The following is a 23,302-nucleotide window of genomic DNA, read 5'->3' on the forward strand; positions in this document are numbered from 1 at the left end:
CACAGCACAGACGTCGGATCACTGGGGCGATCTTCCCGGCCAACGAGACCCCCAAATAACTCTTTGACGGTTGTGCCAGACTGGCGTCATGCCCCACGACAACCTGCGCGTACTGGCGCACCCGCTGCGCATGCGGATCCTGTCGCTCCTGACGGGAACGGCGATGAGCGCGGCCGAGGCGGCGCGCGAGCTGGGCGAAACGCAGGCGAACACCAGCTACCACCTGCGCCGCCTGCACGAAGCAGGCCTCCTGGACGTCGCGGAGGAAGTCACCATCCGCGGCGGCCGCGCAAAGCGCTACCGCCACGACCCGGAGTCGGGCCGCCGCTTGACGACGCGCAACCCGGCGGAGGAGCAACTGCTGACGAAGGCAGTCGCGGGCGAGCTGCTGCGGCGGGCAGGTTCCCGGGCCCCCGGCCGGCGAGCGTCGCTGACGGACGCGGAGCTGTGGGTGGCCCCCTCGATCTGGGCCCGCCTCCTGGAGCGGGCATCAGAGCTGAGCCAGGACCTCCACGCGGCGGCCCAACCCCCGCGATCCCCGGGGACAGTCCGGGTCAGCGCGAGTGTGGCGCTGTTCGAACTCGCGGACGCGGGTACTGAGGAAGCTCGGTGAGTGTGCCAGCGGGAGACGGGTTGCCGCGCAAGTCCGGTTCCGCCGCCGCGCCAACGTTGCCAAAGGGCGAACTCAGCGCCGCCGTCGCCGCGACCCGCCAACTCTCGTCACCGCGCGAGCCCAGCCGCCGATCCGCGTCCCACCGCCGCCATCGCGGCCGCTCGCTCTCCCGCACCGTCCCTCCGGAGCCGCTCCCATGACCTCCCCACTCCTCGCCCCGCTGCGCGAACCTCGCTTCCGCGCCCTCGTCACCGGGCGGACCTTCGCCGACTTCGCCAACGCCGTCGCGCCCTTCGCGCTGGCCTTCGCCGTCGTCGACTTGACCGGGTCGGCCGTGGATCTCGGGATCGTCGTCGGGGCGCGGTCGATCGCCAACGTGCTGCTCATCCTGTTCGGCGGGATGCTCGCCGACCGGCTGCCGCGGTCGGTGATCCTGCAGGGCACCGAGACTGCTGCCGCGCTCACGCAGGCCGCCATCGCCGCGAGCGTCCTCTGCGGGTTCGCCTCCATCCCGTTGCTGGTCGGGCTCAGCCTGGTCAACGGCGCCGTCTCGGCCATCTCGCTGCCCGCGGCCGCGTCGCTCACGCCGTTGACCGTGTCCTCGCCGCTGCTCGCCCAGGCGAACGCGCTGGCCCGGCTGCTCTCCAACGCCGGCCGCATCGCCGGCGCCGGGCTCGCCGGGATCCTCGTCGCGTTCGCCGGCTCCGGGTGGGCGCTCGCCGGAAACGCCGTCCTGTTCCTCGCCGCCGCGCTCTCCTACCGCCGGATCCGTCTCCCGCGCGGCGAGCGGATCCCCGGCAGCCGCCCCCTCAGCGAGCTCGCGGAAGGCTGGCGGGAGTTCCGCACCCGCTCGTGGGTGTGGATGGTGGTACTGCAGTTCATGATCGTCAACGCGGTGAACGCGGGCGCGCTCCGGGTGATCGGCCCGCTGGTCGCCGACGACACGTTCGGCCGCACCGGCTGGGGTCTTGCACTGGCGGTGCAAACCGCCGGGGCGCTGCTCGGCGGCTTCGTCGCCGCGCGGTGGCAGCCCCGGCGGATGCTGCTGGTCGGCGTCGCGCTGGTCGTGGTCGACGCGCTGCCGATGCTCGCGCTCGGGCAGACGCCGTACCTGCTGCCGCTGCTGCTCGCGATGTTCCTCGCGGGCGTCGCGATCGAGCAGTTCGGGGTCGCGTGGGACGTCTCGCTGCAGGAGAACGTGCCGCCCGAGAAGCTCGCCCGCGTCTACTCCTACGACATGCTCGGCTCGTTCATCGCGATGCCGCTCGGCCAGATCGCGGCCGGTCCGCTGGCCGAGCACGCCGGCCGTTCGGCGACGCTCTTCGGCGGCGCGGCCCTGATCGTCGGCGCGACGGCGGTCGTGCTGCTCAACCCGCAGGTGCGCGGGCTGGTCCGCCACGCACCGGTCAGCCCGGGCGCACCAGGATGAGGTTCAGCAGGCTCGCGCTGAAGACGACGTCGTCTTCGGCGTCGACGAACTCGACCTGCGTGCGCACCAGCCCCCGGTCCGGCTTCGAGCGCGAGAGCCGGGCCTCGGTGACAGTGGCTCGCAGCCGCAGCACCGAGCCCGGCCGCACCGGCCGCGGCCACCGCAGCTCATCGACGCCCGGACTGCCCAGACTGGACACAGTGGACAGGTAGGGGTCGGCGTAGAGCCGCATCATCAGGCTCGCGGTGTGCCAGCCGCTGGCGATCAGCCCGCCGAAGGGCCCGTCCGCCGCGGCGACGGCGTCGACGTGAAAGCTCTGCGGGTCATAGCGGCGAGCGAAGTCGAGGATGTCGGCCTCGGTCACCTCGACGCTGCCGCAATCGTGGGTCGTGCCCCGCACGTAGTCCTCGAAGTAGCGATCACTGGTCATGGGGCGCAGGGTGCCACAGAAATGCTTCGATCCGGAGCGAACGGTTAGCCTGCCGGCATGGTCGCCGAGCCCGACATCGCCGCGGTCGCGCAGGCGATCGGCGAACCGGCCCGAGCAGCGATGCTCCTGCAGCTGATGGACGGCGACGCGCACTCCGCCCGGGCCTTGGCAACGGTCGCCGGGGTCGCGCCCTCCACGGCGAGCACTCACCTGCGCCGCCTGTGCGACGCGGGCTTGGTGGTCGTGACCGACGCCGGCCGCCAACGGCTGCACCGCCTCGCGGGACCGGAGGTGGCCCAGCTGGTGGAGGCACTGGCGGCGCTCGCGCCGCCTCGGCTGCCCGCACGACTCCAGCCCGATCCGCCGTCGGGGCCCTTGCTGCTGGCTCGGGCGTGTTACGGGCACCTGGCCGGACAGCTGAGGATCGACCTGGCCGTGCTGCTGCGGAAACACGGGGTGGTCGACGAGCTGGCCCCCGGCGCGACCGGCGCGGTGCGCACCTTCGACCATCCGCTGCTGGCGGCGCTCGGGATCACCGAGCTGCGCGGGACCGGACCGGCGGTGCGCGCGTGCCTCGACTGGTCGCACGGCACCGCTCATCTCGCGGGAGCCCTGGGGACCGCGTTGCTGACGGCATTGCTCGACGAGGGATGGGTACGCCGCCGCCCGGGCGGACGCGCGTTGCGGGTGACGGAAGCAGGACGGCGAAGGCTCGGCGAATGTGGAGTCGACTGATCGCGCGTGTCAGCGGCCCGCGTGTGGTTCCGGGGTCAGGTCGCGGTGGCCGTCGATGCGCCACCAGCTCTCCAGTGTCTCCCTCAACGCCTTCAGCAGCTCGCCACCTATTTCCAAGGGGACCAGAGCGGCCTTGCCGTCGTCGACCCGGAGCGCCGCGGTCAAGCGGTCACCCTGCTCGATCAGGCCCACCACCACCCGGGTCGACTGTCCTGCGACGTCCACGGTCGGAATGGCGCGCTCGTACCGCCAGCCTTCAGCGTTCACCCGGCCGACAGTGGCACAGCTTTCCCCGCCCCGGCCCGGGTTTCACCCTCACGTGTGGTCAGGCCGTCGCCCAGGGCCGCACTTCCTCCAGGAGCTTCGCCACCGCCAGCACGAGGTCGTCCGAGTGCCGCGGCCCGACGATCTGCAGGCCCACCGGCAACCCCGCCGACGTGTGGCCGGCCGGCACGCTGATCGCCGGCTGCTGGGTCATGTTGAACGGGTAGGTGAACGGCGTCCACTCCGGCCACTCGCTCAGCCCGCTGCCCGGCGGCACGTCGTGCCCGGCCTCGAACGCGGCAATCGGGACGGTCGGGGTGATCAGCACGTCGTAGCGCGTGTGGAACTCGCCCATGAGGATGCCGAGCGCCGCGCGCTCGGCGGTCGCGTCGAGGTAGTCACTCGCGGACCACGTCTTGCCCAGCTCCCAGACCTTGCGCAGGCCCGGGTCGGTGCGGTCCGCGGAACCCGGCGGGAACGAGTCGAGCAGCTTCGCCGCCCCGGACGACCACAGGATGTCGAACGCCGGCTTGGGATCGGCGAACCCCGGATCGGTCTCCTCGATGTGCAGCCCCGCGTCACCGAGCGCGCGCACCGCCGCCGCGACGATCGCGGCGATCTCCGGGTCGACATCGACGTACCCGAGCGTCGGCGAGAACGCCGCGATCAGGCCGCGGACGTCCCGGCGGACAGCCTCGCGGAACGACGCCACCGGCGGCGCGAGCGCGGCCGGGTCGCGGTAATCGGGCGTGGACAGGACGTCCAGCAGCAGCGCGGTGTCGTCCACCGACCGCGCCATCGGACCGGCGTGCGACAGCGGGCCGAACGGGCTCGCCGGGTAGAGCGGGATCCGGCCGTGGGTCGGCTTGAGCCCGACGATCCCGCAGAACGACGCCGGGATCCGCACCGAGCCGCCGCCGTCGGTGCCGACGGACAGTTCGCCCATCCCCCCCGCAACCGCCGCGGCACTCCCGCCGCTCGACCCGCCCGCCGTCTTCGACGGGTCCGCCGGGTTGCGCGTGATGCCCCGCAGCGGGCTGTCGGTGACGCCCTTCCACGCGATCTCGGGCGTGGTGGTCTTGCCCAGCACGACCAGGCCGGCCTCGCGCATCCGCGCGGCGACCGGGCTGTCGACGTCCCACGGCTGGTCCGGGTCGATGCTCTTCGAGCCCCGGACGGTCGGCCAGCCCTGGGTCAGGAACATGTCCTTGATCGAGGACGGCACACCGTCGAGCCAGCCGATCGGGTTGCCGTCCCGCCAGCGGACCTCGGACGCCTTGGCCTGTTCCAGCGCCCGATCGGCGTCGACGAGGCAGTACGCGTTGCACTCGCCGTCGCGGTCCTCGATGGCCTGCAGCGCGTTCTGCGTCGCCTCGATCGGTGAGAGCTCACCGGTCGCGTAGGCGGCGACGAGCTCGCTGGCGGTCAGCATCCTGTCGTTCATCCGGCTCCCTGGTTCCCCGACGGCACGTAGCCGAGCGTCTTGTCGACGACATTGCGCAGCGGCTCCCCAGCCAGCCAGCGGCGGAAGTTCTCGGTGAACACCTCGACGAGCGTGTTCCGCCAGCCGATGAAGTCCCCCGACATGTGCGGCGAGATCAGCACGTCCGGCATGGTCCAGAGCGGGCTGTCGGACGGCAGCGGCTCGGTGTCGAACACGTCGAGCGCGGCGCCGGCGATGGTTTTGCCGTCCAGCGCGGCGACCAGGTCGGAGGTGACCACCAGCTCACCCCGGCCGACGTTGACGAACCGCGCCGACGGCTTCATCGCGGCGAACGCCCGCGCGTCGAACATGCCCTTGGTGTGCTCGGTCAGCGGCGCAACGGCGACGACGTAGTCGGCGTGCGGCAGGAACGCGTCGAGCTGCGAGGACTCGTGCACGACGCCGAAGTCCGGGTCGCCGGTGCGCTCCCGGCGGCCGGCACCGCTCACCCGCATCCCGGCCGCGCGCAGCAGCCGCGCGATGGCCCGGCCGATCGGCCCGGTGCCGACGACCACCACCTCGCGCCCGGCGATCCGCTCGCTCTCGCGGTGCAGCCAGCGGCCTTCGCGCTGCAGGTCGTGCGACCGCGCGAAGTCCTTCGCGAAGGCGAGGACGACGCCGAGCACGTACTCCGCGATGGCGTCGTCGAAGACACCCCGCGAGTTGGTCAGGACGACGTCGCTCTCCACCAGCCCGGGGAACAGCACCGGGTCGACACCCGCGCTCGCGATGTGCAGCCAGCGCAGCCGATCGGCGGCGTGCCAGGCGCCCGGCACGGCCGTGGAGAGGAAGTCGTAGACGAAGAGCGCGTCGGCTCCGGACAGAGCTTCGGACAGACCCGCCGCGTCCGTGTAACGCACGACCGCCCCGGATTCGACAGCACGCATGTCCGGTGGACGGTGCTCGCCGCAGAGCACGGACAGGACGGGAGTTTCCCGGTTTTCCGAGGCGATCACGTTGACACGGTAAAAGTCGCTCGTATGATTGTCAACAATCCGAGGAACGACCCCCGGAGCACCGGACGTGTCATCAAGTTCAGACGTATTCCGGAGGCTGAGCCTTGGATTTCGACTTCCTGGCGTTCGAAGGCCCGCTGGCGCAACGCGGCATCGGCGTCATCGCGCCGTTCGACCTGGCGCTGGAGCGCGAGCTCTGGCGGTGGGTGCCGATGGAGGTGTCCCTGCACCTCGCCCGGACGCCGTACGAGCCGGTGCCGGTCAGCATGGAGATGGCCCGCCTCGTCAGCGACAGCCACCACCTGGCCAGCGCGACCCGCGACGTGCTGCACGTCGAGCCCGAGGTCGTCGCTTACCTCTGCACGTCGGGCAGCTTCGTCAACGGCGTCGACTACGAACGCTCCCTGACCAAGGCGATCTGCGACGCCGGCGCCCCGGACGCCGTCACCACCTCGGGCGCGCTGGCCGAAGTGCTGCACCAGCTCGACCTGCACCGCGTCTCGGTGCTGACGCCGTACGACGCCGACCTCACCCGCGCCCTGCACGACTTCCTCGGCGAGCTGAACGTCGAGACCGTCGCCAGCGACCACCTCGGGCTGGGCGGCGGCATCTGGAAGGTCAGTTACCGGACCATCGCCGAACGCATCCTCGCCGCCGACCACGGGGAAGCCGAAGCGATCTTCGTCAGCTGCACCAACCTTCCCACCTACGACCTGATCGAGCCCCTGGAAGCCGCGCTCGGCAAGCCGGTGCTCACGGCCAACCAGCTGACCATGTGGGCGTGCCTGCGCCGGATGAACCTGCCCATCGTCGGACCGGGTAAGTGGCTTCGTGACGTGTCGTGAAAGGTATTCCTTGACCGCCCCTCTAGGATTGTCGACAATTTGCGTCCCTCCGGAGGTTTCGTGACCACCATCGGCTTCATCTACCCCGACCACGCGGCCGAAGACGACTACCCGCTGGCCGAGCAGCTGCTCGGCGGCGCGGCCGCCGACGAGGGCGACATCCGCCTCGCGGTCGAGCACATCTACGGCACCGACAAGCACGCGGTCGCCGAACTGCTGGACCTCGGCAGCGAGACCCGCCTCGCCGACGGCGCCACCCTGCTCCGGAAGCACGAGCCGGACGCGGTCATCTGGGCCTGCACCAGCGGCAGCTTCGTCTACGGCTGGGACGGCGCCCGCGAGCAGGCCGACCGCCTCGCCGCCGTCGCCGGGGTCCCGGCCTCCAGCACCTCCTTCGCGTTCGTGCACGCCGCGCGTGCTCTGGACGTCAAGCGGGTCGCCGTCGCCGCCAGCTACCCGGACGACATCGCCCGGCTGTTCGTGGACTTCCTCAAGGCCGGCGGCATCGAGGTCGTCGCGATGGCCAGCGCCGACATCATCACGGCCGCCGAGGTCGGCGCGATGACGTCGGAAGCCGTCGTCGAACTCGCCGTGCGCCACGACCACCCGGACGCCGACGCGGTGCTGGTGCCGGACACTGCGATGCGGACGCTCCAGGAGATCAACATCGTCGAAGCCGCCCTGAAGAAGCCGGTGCTGACCGCCAACCAGGTGACCGTCTGGGAGGGCCTGCGCCTGACCGGGCGGCACCGGCTCGTCCGCTCCCTCGGCGCGTTGTTCCGGCAGCTGCCGGACGGGAGCGCCTGACATGGCCTTGCCACCGGGCATGCTGCCCGAGATCGAACCGGTCAGCCGCGAGTCGACGGCCGCGGTGATCGCGCGTCAGCTGCGCGACGCGATCATGACCGGCGCCCTCCCGCCGGGCACCCAGCTCGGCGAGACGGAGCTGGCCTCCCGCTTCCAGGTGTCACGGGGGCCACTCCGGGAGGCCATGCAGCATCTCGTGTCGGAAGGGCTCCTCCGCAGCGAACGGCACCGCGGGCTCTTCGTGATCGACCTCGAGCCCGGCGACGTCTACGACATCTATGCAGCTCGATCGGCGATCGAACGCGCCGCGATGATCCGCGCCGTGCGCGGCGGGGAACGCGACCGGATCGCCGACGTGCTCGAACGGACCGTCGCGGAGATGGCGACGGCTGCGAGCGAAGACGACCCGAGCGCGCTTTCCACCGCGGACCTCAGGTTCCACGAGGCCCTCATCAACGCCTCCGGCAGCAAGCGGCTCGTCCGGATGGCCCGGACCCTCCTCATCGAGACGCGGATGTGCCTGACCGCCCTGCAGAGCACTTATCAGCGGGTCGAGGAACGCGTCGAGGAGCACACGAAACTCATCCAGGCCCTTCGCGACGGCGACGAGGAAACGGCGCTTGCGCTGCTCGACTCCCACATGGAGGACGCCGTCCAGCGCCTCGCGCCGGGGACGAGCCTCATCGAGGGGCACGCCCCGCCGGTGCCGGGCAACGCGTGAGCGAAGGTCCGGCAGCCGCGTCCTGAAAGCCGCGCGCGATCGGAAAACGGGGGCGTGCACCCGTTGCCGCGGCACGCGCATCCGAACGACCGGCTCGGGTTCCGAAGGATCCGGCAGGCGTACGTGGACGGCCCGCACGGGTACGGGGAAGCAGTTGGACGGCGGCGAACACCCGCAGCTAAGCGCCATCACGCACCCCCAGCACCGGCTGGCCGCCACGGCCGTCGCGGTAGTCGGGCGACCACGGGAAACGGCCCTGCGAGTCCGCGTGGACCAGTTGCAGCGCGCGGATTTCCGGGCCGTACAACGCTTCCGCGAACACCAGGTGCACCGACGGCTCCGCCAGCCGGACCGCCTCGATCACCGGGCCGCCCCGCAGCAGGACGCGCTCACCCGGCGTGGGTGGCGACGCGTGCAGCGAGTGCGCGGCCAAGTCGTTCAGCAGCTCGGCAGCCTCCGGCAGCGGCATGCCCGTCACGACGAGCTCGGGCAGGCCGTACCCGCTCAGGCCTATCGTGTAGGCCCACGGCGGGTACGCCCCGCTGCCCTCGACTCCTTGCACGAGCCAGCCCCGGCCGGCCACGCCGTCGCGAAGCCGTTCCAGGTAACCGGATCTGTCCGGGTTCTCACATTCGAAGCACATCGGTGGCTCCTCCCCCTCAGTGGATTGCGACCACCGTGCCGGAGGGCACCGACAAAAACTCAGCCCAGCGCTTCGGCCACCGCCGTGCCGAGTCGTTCTGTGGTATCCGTGCCGCCGAGGTCCGGGGTGCGCACCCGGCCCTCGTCGAGCACCCGGTCGACTGCGGTGCGGATCGCTTGCGCGGCAACGGTTTCACCCAGGTGTTCGACCAGCATCGCGGCCGCCAGGATCTGCGCCACGGGGTTCGCGATGCCCTGTCCGGCGATGTCCGGAGCGCTCCCGTGGACCGCCTCGAACATCGACGGATATTCACCCGATGGGTTGATGTTGCCGGACGGTGCCATGCCGAGCCCGCCGGTGATCGCGGCCGCGAGGTCGCTCAGGATGTCGCCGAAGAGGTTCGACCCCACGATGACGTCGAGCCGGTCGGGCGCCTGGACCATGCGTGCCGCCAACGCATCCACGTGCATCTGTTCACTGTGGACATCGGGGTACTCGGCCGCGACCTCGGCGAAGATCTCGTCCCAGAAGGGCATCGAGTGGATGAGCCCGTTGGACTTCGTCGCCGAGCAGACACGCGAAGACCGCGTCCGCGCCAGTTCGAAGGCGTACCGGATGATTCGCGAAACGCCGACGCGCGTGAAGACCGACTCCTGCAGCACGAACTCGTCCGGCCGCCCGGCGTTGTGTCGGCCGCCGATCGCGGAGTACTCCCCTTCGGAGTTCTCCCGGACGATGACCAGCTCCAGCTCCTCGGCCTTCCGCCCGGCCAGAACGGAAGTCGTGCCCGGCAGGAGCCGCACCGGGCGCAGGTTGACGTACTGCTGGAACGCGCGCCGCAGCGGGATCAGCAGGCCCCACAGCGAAACGTGGTCCGGGATGCCGGGAAAGCCGACCGCGCCGAGCAGGATGCCGTCGAACGCCGAGAGCTGCGCGACGCCGTCGTCCGGCATCATCGACCCGGCCTGCGTGTACCGCTCGCAGCTCCAGTCGAACTCCGTCCACTCCAGGGAGAAGTCGAAGAGTGCGGACGCCCGGTCGAGGACCTTGCGGGCCTCGACCGTGACGTCCACGCCGATCCCGTCGCCGGGGATGCTCGCGATGCGGTAGGCCGTCACAGGGCCACCGCGATGTACTTGGTCTCGAGGAACTCGTCGATGCCGACCGTGCCACCCTCGCGGCCGAGCCCGGACTGCTTGATCCCGCCGAACGGCGCCGCCGGGTTCGACACGATGCCCTGGTTGAGGCCGATCATCCCGGCTTCGAGGGCTTCCGACACACGCAGCGCACGCTTGAGGTCGCTGGTGTAGACGTAGGAAACCAGGCCGAACTCCGTGTCGTTCGCCTTGGCCACCGCCTCGTCCTCGGTGTCGAACGGCGTGATCGGGGCGACCGGCCCGAAGATCTCCTCGTGCGTCAGCCGCGCCTCCTGCGGGACGTCGGTGAGCACGGTGGCCTGGTAGAAGTGGCCCGGGCCGTCGACCCCGGAGCCGCCGGTGAGCACCTTCGCGCCGCGGTCGGTGGCGTCCTTGACCAGCTCCGTCACCTTGTCGACGGCCTTGTCGTCGATGAGCGGGCCGACCACGACGTCCTTCTCGGTGCCGCGGCCCATCGGCAGCGCCTGCATCCGCTCGGTCAGCCGCCGCGAGAACTCCTCGACGACGCCGCGCTGCACGTAGAAGCGGTTGGCCGCGGTGCACGCCTCGCCGATGTTGCGCATCTTCGCCTGCATCGCCCCGTCGATCGCCGCGTCCATGTCGGCGTCGTCGAAGACCAGGAACGGTGCGTTGCCGCCCAGCTCCATCGACGTCCGCAGCACCTTGTCGGCGCACTGCTCCAGGAGCTTGCGGCCGACGCCGGTCGAGCCGGTGAAGGACAGTTTGCGGGCGCGGCCATCGCGGATCAGCGGCTCCATCACGCCGCCGGAGTCGCTGGTCGTCAGAACGTTGAGCACTCCCTCAGGCAGCCCCGCCTCGGCGAGGATGCCGGCCAGCGCGAGCATCGAGAGCGGCGTCTGCGCGGCGGGTTTGATCACCATCGTGCAGCCGGCGGCGACCGCCGGGCCGATCTTGCGGGTGCCCATCGCCATCGGGAAGTTCCACGGCGTGATCAGGATCGTCGGCCCGACCGGCTGCTTCGTGATGAGGAACCGGCCCGTGCCGTTCGGGGCGGTCGCGAAGCCGCCGTCGATCCGGACGGCCTCCTCGGCGAACCAGCGGAAGAACTCCGCGGCGTACGCGATCTCGCCCTTCGACTCGGCGAGCGGCTTGCCCATCTCCAGGGTCATGAGCAGGGCGAGCTCGTCCTGGCGCTTCATCAGCAGCTCGTACCCGCGACGCAGGATCTCCCCGCGTTCCCTCGGCGCCATCTTCGCGAAGTCCGATTGCGCCGCGACGGCAGCGTCCAGCGCCGTGACGCCGTCCGCCGGCGAGGCGTCGGCGACCTGGCACAGCTCCTTGCCGGTGGCCGGGTCGACCACCGGGAACGTCTTCCCCGACTCGGCGGCGACCCACTTGCCGCCGATGAACAGTTCCTTGCCGACCGCGTCGACGACGCCGGACTCGGTGCTCGCGCTCATCCCGACTGCTCCTCACGTGTTGTCCCGAGGGCCATGCTATGGATATTGTCAACAATCGACAACCCGCTCAACCGACCAAGGAGCACGCTGCCATGGCCCAGCTATCTCCGCTGCTCAAGCAGGCAACGCCCGTCGTGGTCGACCACGGTGAAGGGGTTTACCTCTACGACGTCGACGGCAAACGCCACCTCGACTTCACCGCCGGCATCGGCGTCACGAGCACCGGGCACTGCCATCCGCACGTCGTGCGCGCGGCGCAGGAGCAGATCGGCAAGCTCGTCCACGGGCAGTACACGACGGTGATGCACCGGCCCCTGCTCGAGCTGACCAAGCGCCTCGGCGACGTCCTGCCCAGCGGGCTCGACTCGCTCTTCTACGCGAACTCGGGCAGCGAAGCCGTCGAAGCGGCGTTGCGGCTCGCGCGGCAGGCGACGAAGCGCCCGAACGTCATCGTCATGCAGGGCGGCTTCCACGGCCGGACCGTCGCCGCGGCGAGCATGACGACGTCCGGGACGCGGTTCAGCGCCGGCATCGGTCCCCTCATGTCCGGCGTGCACGTCGCGCCGTTCCCCTACGCCTACCACTACGGCTGGGACGAGCAGACCGCGACGAAGTTCGCGCTGCGGGAGCTGGACTACCTGTTCCAGACGGTCAGCGCGCCGAACGAGACCGCCGCGATCTTCGTGGAGCCCGTGCTCGGCGAAGGCGGCTACGTCCCGGCGAACACGGAGTTCATGGCGGGCCTGCGCGAGCGCGCGGACCGGCACGGCATCCTGCTCGTCCTCGACGAGATCCAGACCGGCTTCGGCCGCACCGGCAAGTTCTGGGGGCACGACCACTTCGACATCTCCCCCGACATCGTGCTCATCGCGAAGGGCCTGGCCAGCGGCTTCCCGCTGTCGGGCATCGCGGCTTCGCAGGAGCTGATGGCGAAGGCGTTCCCGGGTTCGCAGGGGGGCACGTACGGCGGCAACGCCGTCTCGTGCGCCGCGGCGATCGCGACGCTCGAGGTCATCCAGCACGAGAACCTGGTGGAGAACGCCGCCGAGCGCGGGCGTCAGCTGCTCGAAGGCGCACGGGTGATCGCGGACAAGACGCCGGCGATCGGCGAGGTGCGCGGGCTCGGGCTTTTGGTCGGCTCGGAGTTCACCACCGCCGACGGCGAGCCCGACGCCGCCACCGCGGCGGCCGCGCAGCAGACCGCGTCGAAGAGCGGACTGCTGCTGCTCACGTGCGGGCCGTACATGAACGTCGTCCGCATGGTGCCGCCGCTGATCGTCAACGCCGAGCAGGTCGACGACGCGCTGCGCATCTGGGGCGAGGTCGTCGCGTCCGTCACGGGGAGCTGAGCATGGCCCGGTACATCACGATCACCCTCGACAAGCGCGGGGTGTCCTGCCGGGCCCGGCTGCTCGACGACGAGGCACCGCGGACGTGCAAGGCGGTGTGGGACGCGTTGCCGCAGAGCGGTTCGGCCTACCACGCGAAGTACGCACGCAACGAGGTCTACACGCTCGTGCCGCCCTTCGCGGAGCCGAAGCCCGGGCGGGAGAACCCGACGATCACGCCGATCCCCGGCGACGTCGTGTACTTCGGGTTCGAAGCCTGGGAGATCGGCAACCCGGCGTACGGCTACGACGACGGCAGCGAGGCGCACAGCGATCAGGGCGCGACCGACCTCGCGATCTTCTACGGGCGCAACAACCTGCTGATCAACGGCGACGCGGGCTGGGTGCCCGGCAACGTGTTCGCCACGATCGAGGAGGGCCTGGCCGAGATGGCGGCGGCCGCGCAGGACCTCTGGCTGCGGGGTGTCGAGGGCGAGACGCTCTCGTTCGCGCGAGTCTGAATCCCTTGTCCGGCAAGGGGACGCCGGGTGTGATGACCGCACCCGGCGTCCCCTTTTTGCTGCGCCTGGCCACTCGAAAGGGTGATCATCGCGAGATCACTTTTCGTGGCCGGTGATCACTAGATCGAGCTAGTCAGCTACCCAGGATGCCGGATCAAGGTCGGAATTACCGACAGTGAGATTTCGGACGACCGTTACCCACAGTGGCTGACCTTCGAAACGGGCACCCCGGCGTCAAACACGAAGGGATTACGTGTTTAGCATGGGAAGATTCCGCGGCGCCAGGGTCTCCTGGAAATGACTTTTTGACAGTTCGCCGGCTCGGTGAAAACCTGCTTTCGCTCCCCACCAGGGAGCCCTCCAGGGAAGTCAATGAGTTATTCATCAAGGAGTCATTCCATGCAGATGTTCGCCCAGCACGCCCACTACTGCCACGACATCCTCACCGGCGCGCTGGCGCACCTGGCGCACGTTCTCGGCTGGCTCGTCTGATCCAGGCGGAACACTAGAGCCTGGCCGCGGGAAACCGCGGCCAGGCCGTTTCACCCCAGTTCGCCCAGCCGCGCGAAATCGTCGTCGGAAATCGTGATTCCGGCCGCACCGCAGTTTTCTTCGAGATGCGGGATCGACGACGTGCCGGGAATCGGGATCACCACCGGCGACCGGCGCAGCAACCAGGCGAGGGACACCTGGGCGGGTGTCGCGCCGAGCCCGGCCGCGACCTTTCCGAGCACTCCGCCGGCCGTCGCGTGGTCACCGCGTGCGATCGGCAGCCAGGGCACGAACGCGATCCCCTCGCGCTCGCAGTAGCCGAGGACGTCGTCCGACACGCGGTCGGTCAGGTTGTACCGATTCTGGACGCTCGCGATCGGCGCGATGGCCCGCGCTTCGGCCAGCTGCGCGACGCTGACCTCGGACAACCCGATCCGCGCGATCTTGCCCTCGTGCCGCAGCCGCGCGAGCGCGCCGATCTGGTCGGCGAGCGGCACCTGCGGGTCGAGCCGGTGCAGCTGCAGCAGGTCGAGACGTTCGACACGCAGGCGCCGCAACGAGAGTTCCGCCTGCTGCCGCAGGTATTCGGGCCGGCCGAGCGGCACCCACTCGCCCCGGCTCGGACGCGCGTGGCCACACTTCGTCGCGATGAACAACCCGTCGTACGGGTGCAGCGCGTCGGCGAGCAGTTCCTCGTTCAACCCCAGGTCATAGGCGTCGGCCGTGTCGAAGAACGTCACGCCGAGCTCGGCCGCGCGGCGTGCGACCGCGGCAGCGCCGTCGGGGACGTGGTCCCACTCGGTGAGCCGCATCGCGCCGAAACCGAGCCGCCGCACGGAAACGCCGTCTTCGAAGGTGTACGTCGATGTCATGTCGGGAAGCTTCGCCCGGCGCCGAGTCACCCACCAGAGATTTAGCCTGAACTAAATCCTGCTCGGTAATCGCCTGATCACCGGTTTCATCCGGATTTCATCGCCCCTCCCTAACGTCCCCGGCGCAGTGATCAACTGACGGAGGGGACTGCGAAGTGAAAAATCTGAAACGGCTTTCGCTGATCGGCGCGGCGGTGGCGGCGCTCGTCACCGGATTCGTCACCACACCGGCCGCGCACGCCGAAGGCGCGCACTACTACATCCTGATCGGCGGCACCTGCAACGGGAACGCCGACCAGTACCAAGAAGCGTGGCTGCGCGGCGGGATCCGCAAAGTCGTGAACTACCCGGCCGGCGCGTCCGGACTCCCTGGACCGTGCGGCGCGACGCCGATGGACCAGAGCGTCGCCATCGGCCGTGAGGAGGCGAAGCGCGTCGCCCAGGACGCTTTCAACGAGGACCCGGGCGGCGAGTTCACCGTCGTCGGGTACTCGCAGGGCGCGATCGTCGCGAACTTCCTGCTGAACGACATCGCGGACGGCGTGGTCAACGTCGACAAGAGCCACTTCAACGCGAAGCTGTACGCGGACCCGATGCAGCCGGTCGGGCCGCCGGGACGCGGGATCAGCGCGGTGATCCCGGCGGGTGCGGGCGCGCCGTCGCCGTTCGGCGGGTACGTCTCGTTCGGCCCGGGCCGAACGGACTTCGGCGGCATCCCGTACATCCGCTACTGCATCCAGACCGACGGGGTGTGCCACTTCGACACCCTCGAGGCGCCGGGCGGCTACTTCGCCCAGCACTGGTGCTACGTCGAACGCCCGATCATGGACAACACCCTGGCCGACGGCGTGTACACGAACTCGTCGATCGAACTGCCGCGGCAGGACTGCCGGCCGCCGTGGCCGATCGGCTGACACTCCGGGGCGGGCGCTCCGGCGCCCGCCCCACCTCCCTCGCGCTAATGTGAAAATCCTTCATAGCGGCGTACCGGCGGTACGTACTACGCTGCGGTAACCACAGCAACGGCGCGGAGGAGAGACTGTCGATGGGCGACGTGGCAGCACGGCTGGCCGAGATCGTCGGAGACAAGAACCTGCTGACCGGCGAGGCGATCTCCGAGGACTACGCGCACGACGAAGCGTTGACCGCGGAGCCGCAGAAGCCTGCGTACGTCGCGAAGCCGGCAACCGCGGAAGAAGTCGCGGAGCTGCTGAAGGCCGCGACAGAACACAACGTGCCCGTGACCGCGCGAGGCTCCGGAAGCGGACTCTCCGGCGCCGCGCGACCGCGCGAAGACGGGCTGCTGATCTCCTTCGAGCGGATGAACGCGGTCCTGGAAGTCGACACCGGGAACCACGTCGCCGTCGTGCAGCCGGGCGTCACGCTCGCCGAGCTCGACGTCAAGACCGCCGAAGCCGGGCTCAGCTACACCGTCTACCCCGGTGAGCTGAGCGCGAGCGTCGGCGGGAACGTCGGGACGAACGCCGGCGGCATGCGCGCCGTCAAGTACGGCGTCACCCGCAACAACGTCCTCGGCCTTCAGGCCGTCCTGCCGACCGGCGAGATCCTCCGGACCGGCGGCAAGACGTCGAAGATCTCCACCGGCTACGACCTCACGCAGCTGATCATCGGCTCCGAGGGCACTCTCGCGCTGGCCACCGAGATCACCGTCAAACTGCACCCGCGGCTCACCCACGGCGCCACCGTGCTCGCCCCGTTCGGCGACTTCGGCCAGGTGATGGCCGCCGTGCCGGCGATCGTCTCCAGCGGGCTCGCGCCGCACATCCTCGAGTACATCGACAACATGACGATGGCCGCGATCGTCTACAACGAGAAGCTCGAGCTCGGCGTCCCGGACAAGATCCGCGAGACCAGCGAGGCCTATCTCGTCGTGGCGCTGGAAAATCGGGACAACGGGCGCCTGCACGAGGACGTCGAGACCGTCGGCGAACTGCTCGGCGAACTCGGCGCCACCGACGTCTACGTCCTCGAAGGACCCGCCGCGCGCAAGCTGATCGAAGCCCGCGAGAAAGCCTTCTGGACCGCGAAGGCGGCCGGCGCCGACGACGTGATCGACGTCGTCGTGCCGCGCACCGCGATGCCGCAGTTCATCACCAAGGCTCGCGAGCTGGCCATGGCCGCCGGCGGCGGCGCGCTCGGCTGCGGGCACGCCGGCGACGGCAACGTCCACCTCGCGATCTTCTGCAAGGACGCGGACAAGCGGAAGCAGCTGCTCACCGACATCTTCGCCTTCGCGATGGAGCTCGGCGGCGCGATCTCCGGCGAGCACGGCCTCGGCCGCACCAAAGCGCATTACCACCAGGAACTCGAAGACCCGGCGAAGATCGAGCTGATGCGCCGGATCAAGCAGAGCTTCGACCCCGCCGGGATCCTCAACCCCGGCGTTCTCTTCCCCGAAGGAATTGCATGAGCGAGATGAACGGCGCCCAGTCCCTGATCCGCACGCTGGTCGACGCCGGTGTCGAGGTGTGCTTCGCGAACCCCGGCACGTCGGAGATGCACTTCGTCGCCGCACTCGACACCGTCCCGGAGATGCGGGGTGTGCTCGCGCTGTTCGAGGGCGTCGTCACCGGTGCCGCCGACGGGTACGCGCGCATCGCGGACAAGCCCGCCGCGACGCTGCTGCACCTCGGCCCCGGCCTGGGCAACGGCCTGGCGAACCTGCACAACGCGCGGCGCGCGCACACGCCGATCGTCAACGTCGTCGGCGACCACGCGACCTACCACAAGCAGTACGACGCGCCGTTGGAGTCGGACATCGAGGCCGTCGCGGGCTCGCTGGAAGGTTGGGTGCGCCGCTCGGAGCACACCAAGGATGTCGGCGCGGACGCCGCCGCCGCGGTCGCCGCCGCGCAGGACGCGCCCGGCCGCGTCGCGACGCTGATCCTGCCCGCCGACGCTTCGTGGGGCGAAGGCGGCGAGACGTGCGCGCCGGTTCCGCCGCGCGTTCCGCAGGCCGTCGACGCGACCACCGTCAAGGACGTCGCCGCGGTGTTCGGCACCGGCGAGTCGGTGGCGCTGCTCATCGGCGGGGCGGCGTGCCGCGAGGAGGGCCTGCGCGCGGCGAGCCGGATCGGCGCCGCGACCGGCGCGAAGGTTTTCGTCGAGACGTTCCCGTCCCGTCTCGAGCGCGGTGCGGGCCTGCCGACGATCGAACGGCTCGGCTATCTCGCCGAGCAGGTGACCTATCAGCTCGACGGGGTCAAGCACCTCGTCGTCGCGGGCACGAAGGCGCCGGTGTCGTTCTTCGCCTACCCCGGCAAGGCGAGCGACCTGGTGCCCGAAGGCGCCCAGGTGCACACGCTTGCGGCGGTCGGCCAGGACGTCACGCGCGCGCTGAACGAGGTCGCGGACCTCGTCGCCGCGGACACCGAGCCGGTGCTGCAGCAGCCGTCCCGGCCCGCGCTCCCGAGCGGGCCGCTGACCCCGCAGAACTGGGTCGACGTCATCGGCGCGCTGCTGCCGGAGAACGCGATCATCGCCGACGAAGCCAACACGTCCGGCCTGCTGCTCCCGACGGCGACGGCCGGCGCTCCGCGGCACGACGTGCTGACGCTCACCGGCGGCGCGATCGGCTACGGCATGCCGGTGGCCACCGGCGCGGCCGTGGCGGGACGGGACCGTCCCGTCCTGAACCTGCAATCGGACGGCAGCGCGCTGTACACGATCTCCGCGCTGTGGACGCAGGCGCGCGAGAACCTGAACGTCACGACGGTGCTGCTCAACAACCGCGCGTACGCGATCCTGCGGCTGGAGTTGCAGCGGGTCGGCGCGCAGGGCGGGCCGAAGGCGAACGAGCTGCTCGACCTGTCGCGGCCGGACATGGACTTCGTGAAGATCGCGGAGGGCATGGGCGTGCCGGCGACGCGCGCGACGACTGCCGAAGAGCTCGCCGAGCAGCTGCAGCGCGCCTTCGCGGAACCGGGTCCGCACCTCATCGACGCAGTGGTGCCGCCGCTGCTCTGACCCGGCTATCCTCGCCGTCACACCTGAGCCCCGGGAGCGGCGGATGAGCGAAGACGAACACGCGAAGCGGGGCATCGACCTCGAAAGACCGAACGCGGCGCGCGTGTACGACTACATGATCGGCGGCAAGCTCAACTACGCCGTCGACCGGATGTTCGCCGACCGGATCCTGGGCGTGCTGCCCAACGCGCGGCACATGGCGCTGGTCAACCGGGCGTGGCTGCGCCGCGCGGCTCGGTTCGCGGCGGAGCAGGGTGTCCGGCAGTTCCTCGACATCGGCTCGGGCATGCCGACGGTCGGGCACGTGCACGAGGTCGTCCAGGCGATCGATCCCGCGGCGCAGGTCGTCTACGTCGACAACGAGCCGATCGCGGTCGCGCACAGCGAGATCGTGCTGGAGGGCAACGACAACGCGGCGATGGTCCAGGCCGACGCCGAGTACCCGGACGAGGTGCTGGAGCACCCGACCGTCGAGGCGATGCTGGACTTCAGCGAGCCGGTGATGGTGATCATGGCCGCGTTCGTGCACTTCATCCCGGACGAGCGCGACCCGGCCGGGCTGATCGCCACCTACCGCGACGTCCTCGCGCCGGGCAGCTATCTCGCGCTCTCGTCGGGCACGTGGGAGGGGCAGGGCGAGGAGTCGCAGCGCTCGGTTGCGCTGTACGAGAAGAGCGGCACGCCCCTGACACTGCGGTCGCCCGACGAGCTGCGGGCGCTGATGAAGGGCTTCGAGATCCTGCCGCCGGGCGTGGTCTTCACCCCCGAGTGGCGCCCGGACGGCCCGCTCGAGGATCCGCCGGAGCAGTCGGGCGGGCTGGCGCTCGTGGCGCAGCGATGACCGACGAGCACGCCAAGCGCGAGATCGACTTCGACCAGCCGAACGCGGCCCGCGTGTACGACTACCTGATCGGCGGCAAGCTCAACTACGCCATCGACCGGATGTTCGCCGAGAAGATCCTGGCGGTGCGGCCGGAGTCCAAGGAGCTGGCCCTGATGAACCGGCGCTGGCTGCGCCGGGCCGTCCGCTTCGGCGCCGAGCAGGGCATCCGCCAGTTCCTGGACATCGGCTCGGGCATGCCGACCGTCGGGCACGTGCACGAGGTCGTCCAGGCGATCGACCCCGCGTCGCGCGTCGTGTACGTCGACAACGAGCCGGTCGCCGTCGCGCACAGCGAGATCGTGCTGAAGGACAACGAGAACGCGGAGATGGTGCAGGCCGACGCCGAGTTCCCGGCGGCCGTCCTCGAGCACGAGACCACCGAGATGCTGCTCGACCTCGACCAGCCGGTCATGCTGATCATGGCCGCGTTCGTGCACTTCATCCCGGACGAGCGCGACCCGGCCGGCCTGATCGCCACCTACCGCGACGCGCTCGCGCCGGGCAGCTACTTCGCGCTGTCGTCGGGCACGTTCGAGGGCCAGGGCGAGGAAGTCCGCCGCGCGGCGGAGATGTACCAGAAGAGCGGCACGAACGTCGTGGCGCGCTCGCGAGACGAGCTGCGTGCGCTGCTGGACGGCTTCGAGATCCTGCCGCCGGGGATCGTGTTCACGCCGGAGTGGCGGCCGGACGACCCCGACGAGGTCGGTGAGCACCCGGAGCTGGCGAGCCAGCTCGCGCTGGTGGCGCGCAAGAACTAGGGATGCGCCGGGTCTACGTCGTCACGCATCCGGAGGCCACGCACCACGTCGAAGGCCGGGTCGGCGGCTGGTTCGACTCCGCGCTCACGGCTCGCGGCCGCCTGCACGCGGGGGCGGTCGCGGCCCGGCTGCACGACCTCGTCCCCCGCGCGGCGCGGATCGGGCTGTACAGCTCCGACCTGCGCCGCACGGTCGAGACCGCGGCGCCGATCGCGAGCCTCTTCGGGGTCGAGCCCACGCTCGTGCCCGATCTGCGGGAGAAGTCCTACGGCGTAGCGGGCGGGCAGCCGCAGTCCTGGCTCGACGAGCGGTTCGTGCCGCCCCCGGCCACCGGTGAGCGGCTCGACCACGACGAGGGCATCGAGGGCGCCGAGACCAAGCTCGAGTGGGTGACCCGCGTGTACCGCGCGATGGACCGCATCCGCTCCGCCGGCGAGGAGCACCAGGTGGTCGTCACCCACGGCGGCTCGCTGAGCTGGGTCGTCGCGGCGTGGCTCGGCCTGCCGGTCGCTGCCTGCGCGTACGCCTCGTTCCGGGCGAGTGCCGGCGGCATCACCGTGCTCCACGAGGACGACCGCTTCCGCAATCGGACACTGCACACGCTGAACGACACGAGCCACCTGATCGGATGACCCGCTATCCTCGCCGTCACCACGATCACTGGAGCGGCGGATGAGTGAAGACGAGTACGCGCGGCGCGGCATCGACCTCGACAAGCCGAACCCCGCGCGCGTGTACGACTACATCCTCGGCGGCCGCCTCAACTACGCCGTCGACCGGATGTTCGCCGACCAGGTGCTGGCCGCCCAGCCGAACGCGCGGGAGCGCGCGCAGCTGAACCGGCAGTGGCTGCGCCGGGCCATCCGGTTCGGGATGGCCCAGGGCATCCGGCAGTTCCTCGACATCGGCTCGGGCATGCCGACCGTCGGGCACGTTCACGAAGTCGCGCACGGGATCGACCCGACCGCGCGCGTCGTCTACGTCGACAACGAGCCCGTCGCCGTGGCGCACAGCGAGATCGTGCTGGAGGACAACGAGAACGCGGTGATGGTGCACGCCGACGCCGAGTTCCCGGACGACGTCCTCGAGCACGAGACCACCGAGATGATGCTCGACCTCGACCAGCCGGTGATGGTCGTGATGGCGTTGTTCGTGCACTTCATCCCGGACGAGCGCGACCCGGCCCGGCTGATCGGCGCCTACCGCGACGCGCTCGCGCCCGGCAGCTACCTGGCGATGTCATCGGCGACCCCGGAGCAGCAGAGCGACGGCACCGCCCGCGCCGTCGCGATGTACCAGAAGAGCGCGAACCCGGTGACGCCCCGCACGGCCGACGAGCTGCGCGCGCTCGTGGACGGCTTCGAGATCCTCGACCCGGGCATCGTCTTCATCCCGCAGTGGCGGCCGGACGACCCGGCCGACGTGCCCGCGAACCCGGCCGAGTGCGGCGGGCTGGCGCTGGTGGCGCGCAAGGACTAAGCGACGCCGACCAGCTCCGGCGCCACCCGCGTCTTCGGCACCAGCCCGGCCAGCAGCACGCCCGCCAGCGCGGCGAACGCCGCCACGGCGAACGTCGCGCGGAAGCCGAACAGCGACGGCACGGACAGGCCGCCGACGGTGATCGTCAGCTGGGCGAGCATCGCCGCCATCACCGCGCTCGAAATCGCCGTGCCGACCGACCGCATCAGGGAGTTGAGGCCGTTCGCGGACGCCGTTTCGGTGACCGGCACCGAGCCCATAATGGACGCCGGCATCGCCGCGTACGCGATCCCGACGCCCGCGCCGATGATCACCGACGCCGTGATCAGCTCGGCGGCGTTGTCCATCAGCACGATCGCGAACAGGTACCCGAGGGCGATCACCAGCGCGCCGGTCATCAGCGTCGGGCGGGGGCCGAACCGGGTGATGAGCCGCGCCGAGACCGGCGAGAGCAGCATCATCACGAGGCCGTTCGGCGCCAGGGACAGTCCGGACTCGACCATCGTCTGGCCCAGCCCGTACCCGGTCGACGCCGACGCCTGCAGCAGCTGCGGGAACGACAACGCCATGGCGTACATCGAGAACCCGACCATGATCGACGCCAGGTTCGTGAACAGCACCGGGCGGCGGGCGGACACGCGCAGGTCGACCAGCGGGTCGCGCCGCCGCAGCTGGTAGGTGCCCCAGCCGGCCAGGATGACGACGGCCGCGGCGGCGAACCCCAGCGTCGGCGTGCTGGTCCAGCCCCACGTGGCGCCCTTGACCACCGGCAGCAGCAGGCAGACCAGGCCGGCGGCCAGCCCGAGCGCACCGAAGTAGTCGAACGGCGCGGGCGTGCGCACCGGCGACTCCGGCACGAACTTGACGATCAGCAGCACGAAGAACAGCCCGAGGGCGGCGGACATCCAGAAGAGCACGTGCCAGTCGGCGTTCTCGGCGACGATGGCCGCGACCGGCAGCCCGATCGCGCCGCCCACCCCGAGCGTCGCGCTCATCAGGGAGATCGCGCCGCCGACGCGTTCCGGCGGGAGCTCGTCGCGCATGATGCTGATGCCGAGCGGGATGACACCCATCGCGCAGCCCTGCAGCCCGCGGCCGATGATGTGGAACACGAGCTCGCTGTTCGTGGCCGAGACGACCGAACCGGCGATGAGCAGCGCGAGGCTGACGAGGATCATCCGCCGCTTGCCGTAGAGGTCGCCGAGCCGTCCGCTGACCGGGGTGATGACGGCCGCGGCCAGCAGCGTCACGGTGACGACCCAGGACGCGTCGGCCGCCGAGGCGTTCAGCAGCCGCGGGAACACCGGGATGAGCGGCACGACCAGCGTCTGCATGAACGACGCGACCAGCCCGCACGAAGCGAGCACCACGACGATCGCGCGACCGGACCCTTCGGGTCGGGACACCAGCACACCCCCGGTGTGTAGTTAGTACGCATCATGCAACTTCATGCACTGTACCTACGCTCCGGGGGTTTT

24 protein-coding genes are annotated in these 23,302 nt (G+C 70.4%); 15 read left to right on the forward strand and 9 right to left on the reverse strand.

Annotated features, from left to right (window positions below):
* Window positions 1–88: 88 nt before the first annotated feature.
* Together QSK39_RS03995 and QSK39_RS04000 are read left to right on the forward strand one after the other, a co-directional pair.
* Complete coding sequence (locus tag QSK39_RS03995; protein ID WP_285476301.1) at window positions 89–613, forward strand: ArsR/SmtB family transcription factor; 525 nt, start codon at window positions 89–91, stop codon at window positions 611–613.
* 196 nt (window positions 614–809) lie between these two features.
* Window positions 810–2,042 (forward strand): MFS transporter, encoded by a 1,233-nt coding sequence (locus QSK39_RS04000; RefSeq protein ID WP_285476302.1) that lies wholly within the window; start codon window positions 810–812, stop codon window positions 2,040–2,042.
* On the opposite strand, the gene QSK39_RS04005 is transcribed toward QSK39_RS04000, so the two are convergent.
* Window positions 2,020–2,472, reverse strand: coding sequence for a MaoC family dehydratase (locus QSK39_RS04005; RefSeq protein ID WP_285476303.1), 453 nt, complete (start codon window positions 2,470–2,472; stop codon window positions 2,020–2,022). The two genes, QSK39_RS04000 and QSK39_RS04005, sit on opposite strands and share 23 nt — an antisense overlap.
* Before the next feature lie 57 nt (window positions 2,473–2,529).
* Between QSK39_RS04005 and QSK39_RS04010 the strand changes: the two genes are divergently transcribed.
* A complete protein-coding gene (locus QSK39_RS04010; protein ID WP_285476304.1) occupies window positions 2,530–3,207 on the forward strand; it encodes an ArsR/SmtB family transcription factor in 678 nt (225 codons plus the stop codon).
* A 9-nt stretch (window positions 3,208–3,216) separates the two neighbouring features.
* On the opposite strand, the gene QSK39_RS04015 is transcribed toward QSK39_RS04010, so the two are convergent.
* From QSK39_RS04015 to QSK39_RS04025, 3 genes are read right to left on the reverse strand one after another with little or no spacing between them, the layout of a single operon-like run.
* The gene (locus QSK39_RS04015; protein ID WP_285476305.1) at window positions 3,217–3,474 is read right to left on the reverse strand and encodes a hypothetical protein; all 258 of its coding nucleotides are present in this window, start codon (window positions 3,472–3,474) and stop codon (window positions 3,217–3,219) included.
* 58 nt (window positions 3,475–3,532) lie between these two features.
* Window positions 3,533–4,915: an amidase gene (locus tag QSK39_RS04020; RefSeq protein ID WP_285476306.1), complete on the reverse strand. Its 1,383-nt coding sequence runs from the start codon at window positions 4,913–4,915 to the stop codon at window positions 3,533–3,535.
* Entirely contained in the window at window positions 4,912–5,910 is a 999-nt protein-coding gene (locus tag QSK39_RS04025; RefSeq protein ID WP_285476307.1) for a D-2-hydroxyacid dehydrogenase, read from the reverse strand. The genes QSK39_RS04020 and QSK39_RS04025 overlap by 4 nt, the downstream gene beginning before the upstream one ends.
* Before the next feature lie 104 nt (window positions 5,911–6,014).
* Between QSK39_RS04025 and QSK39_RS04030 the strand changes: the two genes are divergently transcribed.
* The 3 genes from QSK39_RS04030 to QSK39_RS04040 are packed head-to-tail and all read left to right on the forward strand — an operon-like array spanning window position 6,015 to window position 8,283.
* On the forward strand, window positions 6,015–6,755 hold the full coding sequence (locus QSK39_RS04030; RefSeq protein WP_284744287.1) for a maleate cis-trans isomerase family protein: 741 nt from the start codon (window positions 6,015–6,017) through the stop codon (window positions 6,753–6,755).
* Between the two features lie 60 nt (window positions 6,756–6,815).
* A complete protein-coding gene (locus tag QSK39_RS04035; RefSeq protein ID WP_285476308.1) occupies window positions 6,816–7,562 on the forward strand; it encodes a maleate cis-trans isomerase family protein in 747 nt (248 codons plus the stop codon).
* Window position 7,563: 1 nt separating this feature from the next.
* Window positions 7,564–8,283 carry a GntR family transcriptional regulator gene (locus tag QSK39_RS04040; RefSeq protein WP_284744289.1) on the forward strand — a complete coding sequence of 240 codons (720 nt, stop codon included), beginning with the start codon at window positions 7,564–7,566 and terminating at the stop codon, window positions 8,281–8,283.
* A gap of 178 nt (window positions 8,284–8,461) precedes the next feature.
* On the opposite strand, the gene QSK39_RS04045 is transcribed toward QSK39_RS04040, so the two are convergent.
* Genes QSK39_RS04045 through QSK39_RS04055 form a run of 3 tightly spaced genes read right to left on the reverse strand, consistent with a single transcriptional unit; the run spans window position 8,462 to window position 11,504 of the window.
* Entirely contained in the window at window positions 8,462–8,926 is a 465-nt protein-coding gene (locus tag QSK39_RS04045) for a DUF4262 domain-containing protein (RefSeq protein ID WP_285476309.1), read from the reverse strand.
* Between the two features lie 59 nt (window positions 8,927–8,985).
* On the reverse strand, window positions 8,986–10,044 hold the full coding sequence (locus QSK39_RS04050) for a tartrate dehydrogenase (protein ID WP_285476310.1): 1,059 nt from the start codon (window positions 10,042–10,044) through the stop codon (window positions 8,986–8,988).
* On the reverse strand, window positions 10,041–11,504 hold the full coding sequence (locus QSK39_RS04055; protein ID WP_285476311.1) for an NAD-dependent succinate-semialdehyde dehydrogenase: 1,464 nt from the start codon (window positions 11,502–11,504) through the stop codon (window positions 10,041–10,043). The genes QSK39_RS04050 and QSK39_RS04055 overlap by 4 nt, the downstream gene beginning before the upstream one ends.
* Window positions 11,505–11,596: 92 nt before the next feature.
* Here QSK39_RS04055 and QSK39_RS04060 point away from each other — a divergent pair, with 92 nt between their 5' ends.
* On the forward strand, window positions 11,597–12,853 hold the full coding sequence (locus QSK39_RS04060; RefSeq protein ID WP_285476312.1) for an aspartate aminotransferase family protein: 1,257 nt from the start codon (window positions 11,597–11,599) through the stop codon (window positions 12,851–12,853).
* A gap of 2 nt (window positions 12,854–12,855) precedes the next feature.
* Window positions 12,856–13,353: a DUF3830 family protein gene (locus QSK39_RS04065; RefSeq protein ID WP_285476313.1), complete on the forward strand. Its 498-nt coding sequence runs from the start codon at window positions 12,856–12,858 to the stop codon at window positions 13,351–13,353.
* A 542-nt stretch (window positions 13,354–13,895) separates the two neighbouring features.
* Here QSK39_RS04065 and QSK39_RS04070 read toward each other — a convergent pair.
* A complete protein-coding gene (locus QSK39_RS04070) occupies window positions 13,896–14,717 on the reverse strand; it encodes an aldo/keto reductase (protein ID WP_285476314.1) in 822 nt (273 codons plus the stop codon).
* A 155-nt stretch (window positions 14,718–14,872) separates the two neighbouring features.
* Here QSK39_RS04070 and QSK39_RS04075 point away from each other — a divergent pair, with 155 nt between their 5' ends.
* From QSK39_RS04075 to QSK39_RS04105, 7 genes are all read left to right on the forward strand, one after another.
* Entirely contained in the window at window positions 14,873–15,631 is a 759-nt protein-coding gene (locus QSK39_RS04075) for a PE-PPE domain-containing protein (RefSeq protein WP_285476315.1), read from the forward strand.
* A 131-nt stretch (window positions 15,632–15,762) separates the two neighbouring features.
* The gene (locus QSK39_RS04080) at window positions 15,763–17,148 is read left to right on the forward strand and encodes an FAD-binding oxidoreductase (RefSeq protein WP_285476316.1); all 1,386 of its coding nucleotides are present in this window, start codon (window positions 15,763–15,765) and stop codon (window positions 17,146–17,148) included.
* A gap of 5 nt (window positions 17,149–17,153) precedes the next feature.
* Window positions 17,154–18,704 (forward strand): acetolactate synthase large subunit, encoded by a 1,551-nt coding sequence (locus QSK39_RS04085; RefSeq protein ID WP_285477923.1) that lies wholly within the window; start codon window positions 17,154–17,156, stop codon window positions 18,702–18,704.
* 43 nt (window positions 18,705–18,747) lie between these two features.
* Entirely contained in the window at window positions 18,748–19,545 is a 798-nt protein-coding gene (locus QSK39_RS04090; protein WP_285476317.1) for an SAM-dependent methyltransferase, read from the forward strand.
* A complete protein-coding gene (locus tag QSK39_RS04095; protein WP_285476318.1) occupies window positions 19,542–20,345 on the forward strand; it encodes an SAM-dependent methyltransferase in 804 nt (267 codons plus the stop codon). Before QSK39_RS04090 ends, QSK39_RS04095 begins: the two co-directional genes overlap by 4 nt.
* Window positions 20,346–20,347: 2 nt before the next feature.
* Window positions 20,348–20,977 carry a histidine phosphatase family protein gene (locus QSK39_RS04100; RefSeq protein WP_285476319.1) on the forward strand — a complete coding sequence of 210 codons (630 nt, stop codon included), beginning with the start codon at window positions 20,348–20,350 and terminating at the stop codon, window positions 20,975–20,977.
* 40 nt (window positions 20,978–21,017) lie between these two features.
* Window positions 21,018–21,824: an SAM-dependent methyltransferase gene (locus QSK39_RS04105; RefSeq protein WP_285476320.1), complete on the forward strand. Its 807-nt coding sequence runs from the start codon at window positions 21,018–21,020 to the stop codon at window positions 21,822–21,824.
* Here the strand turns inward: QSK39_RS04105 and QSK39_RS04110 are convergent.
* Window positions 21,821–23,236 (reverse strand): MFS transporter, encoded by a 1,416-nt coding sequence (locus tag QSK39_RS04110; RefSeq protein ID WP_285476321.1) that lies wholly within the window; start codon window positions 23,234–23,236, stop codon window positions 21,821–21,823. The two genes, QSK39_RS04105 and QSK39_RS04110, sit on opposite strands and share 4 nt — an antisense overlap.
* Between the last annotated feature and the right edge of the window lie 66 nt (window positions 23,237–23,302).

This window comes from Amycolatopsis sp. NBRC 101858 (assembly GCF_030269325.1).
Lineage (GTDB): Bacteria > Actinomycetota > Actinomycetes > Mycobacteriales > Pseudonocardiaceae > Amycolatopsis > Amycolatopsis ponsaeliensis.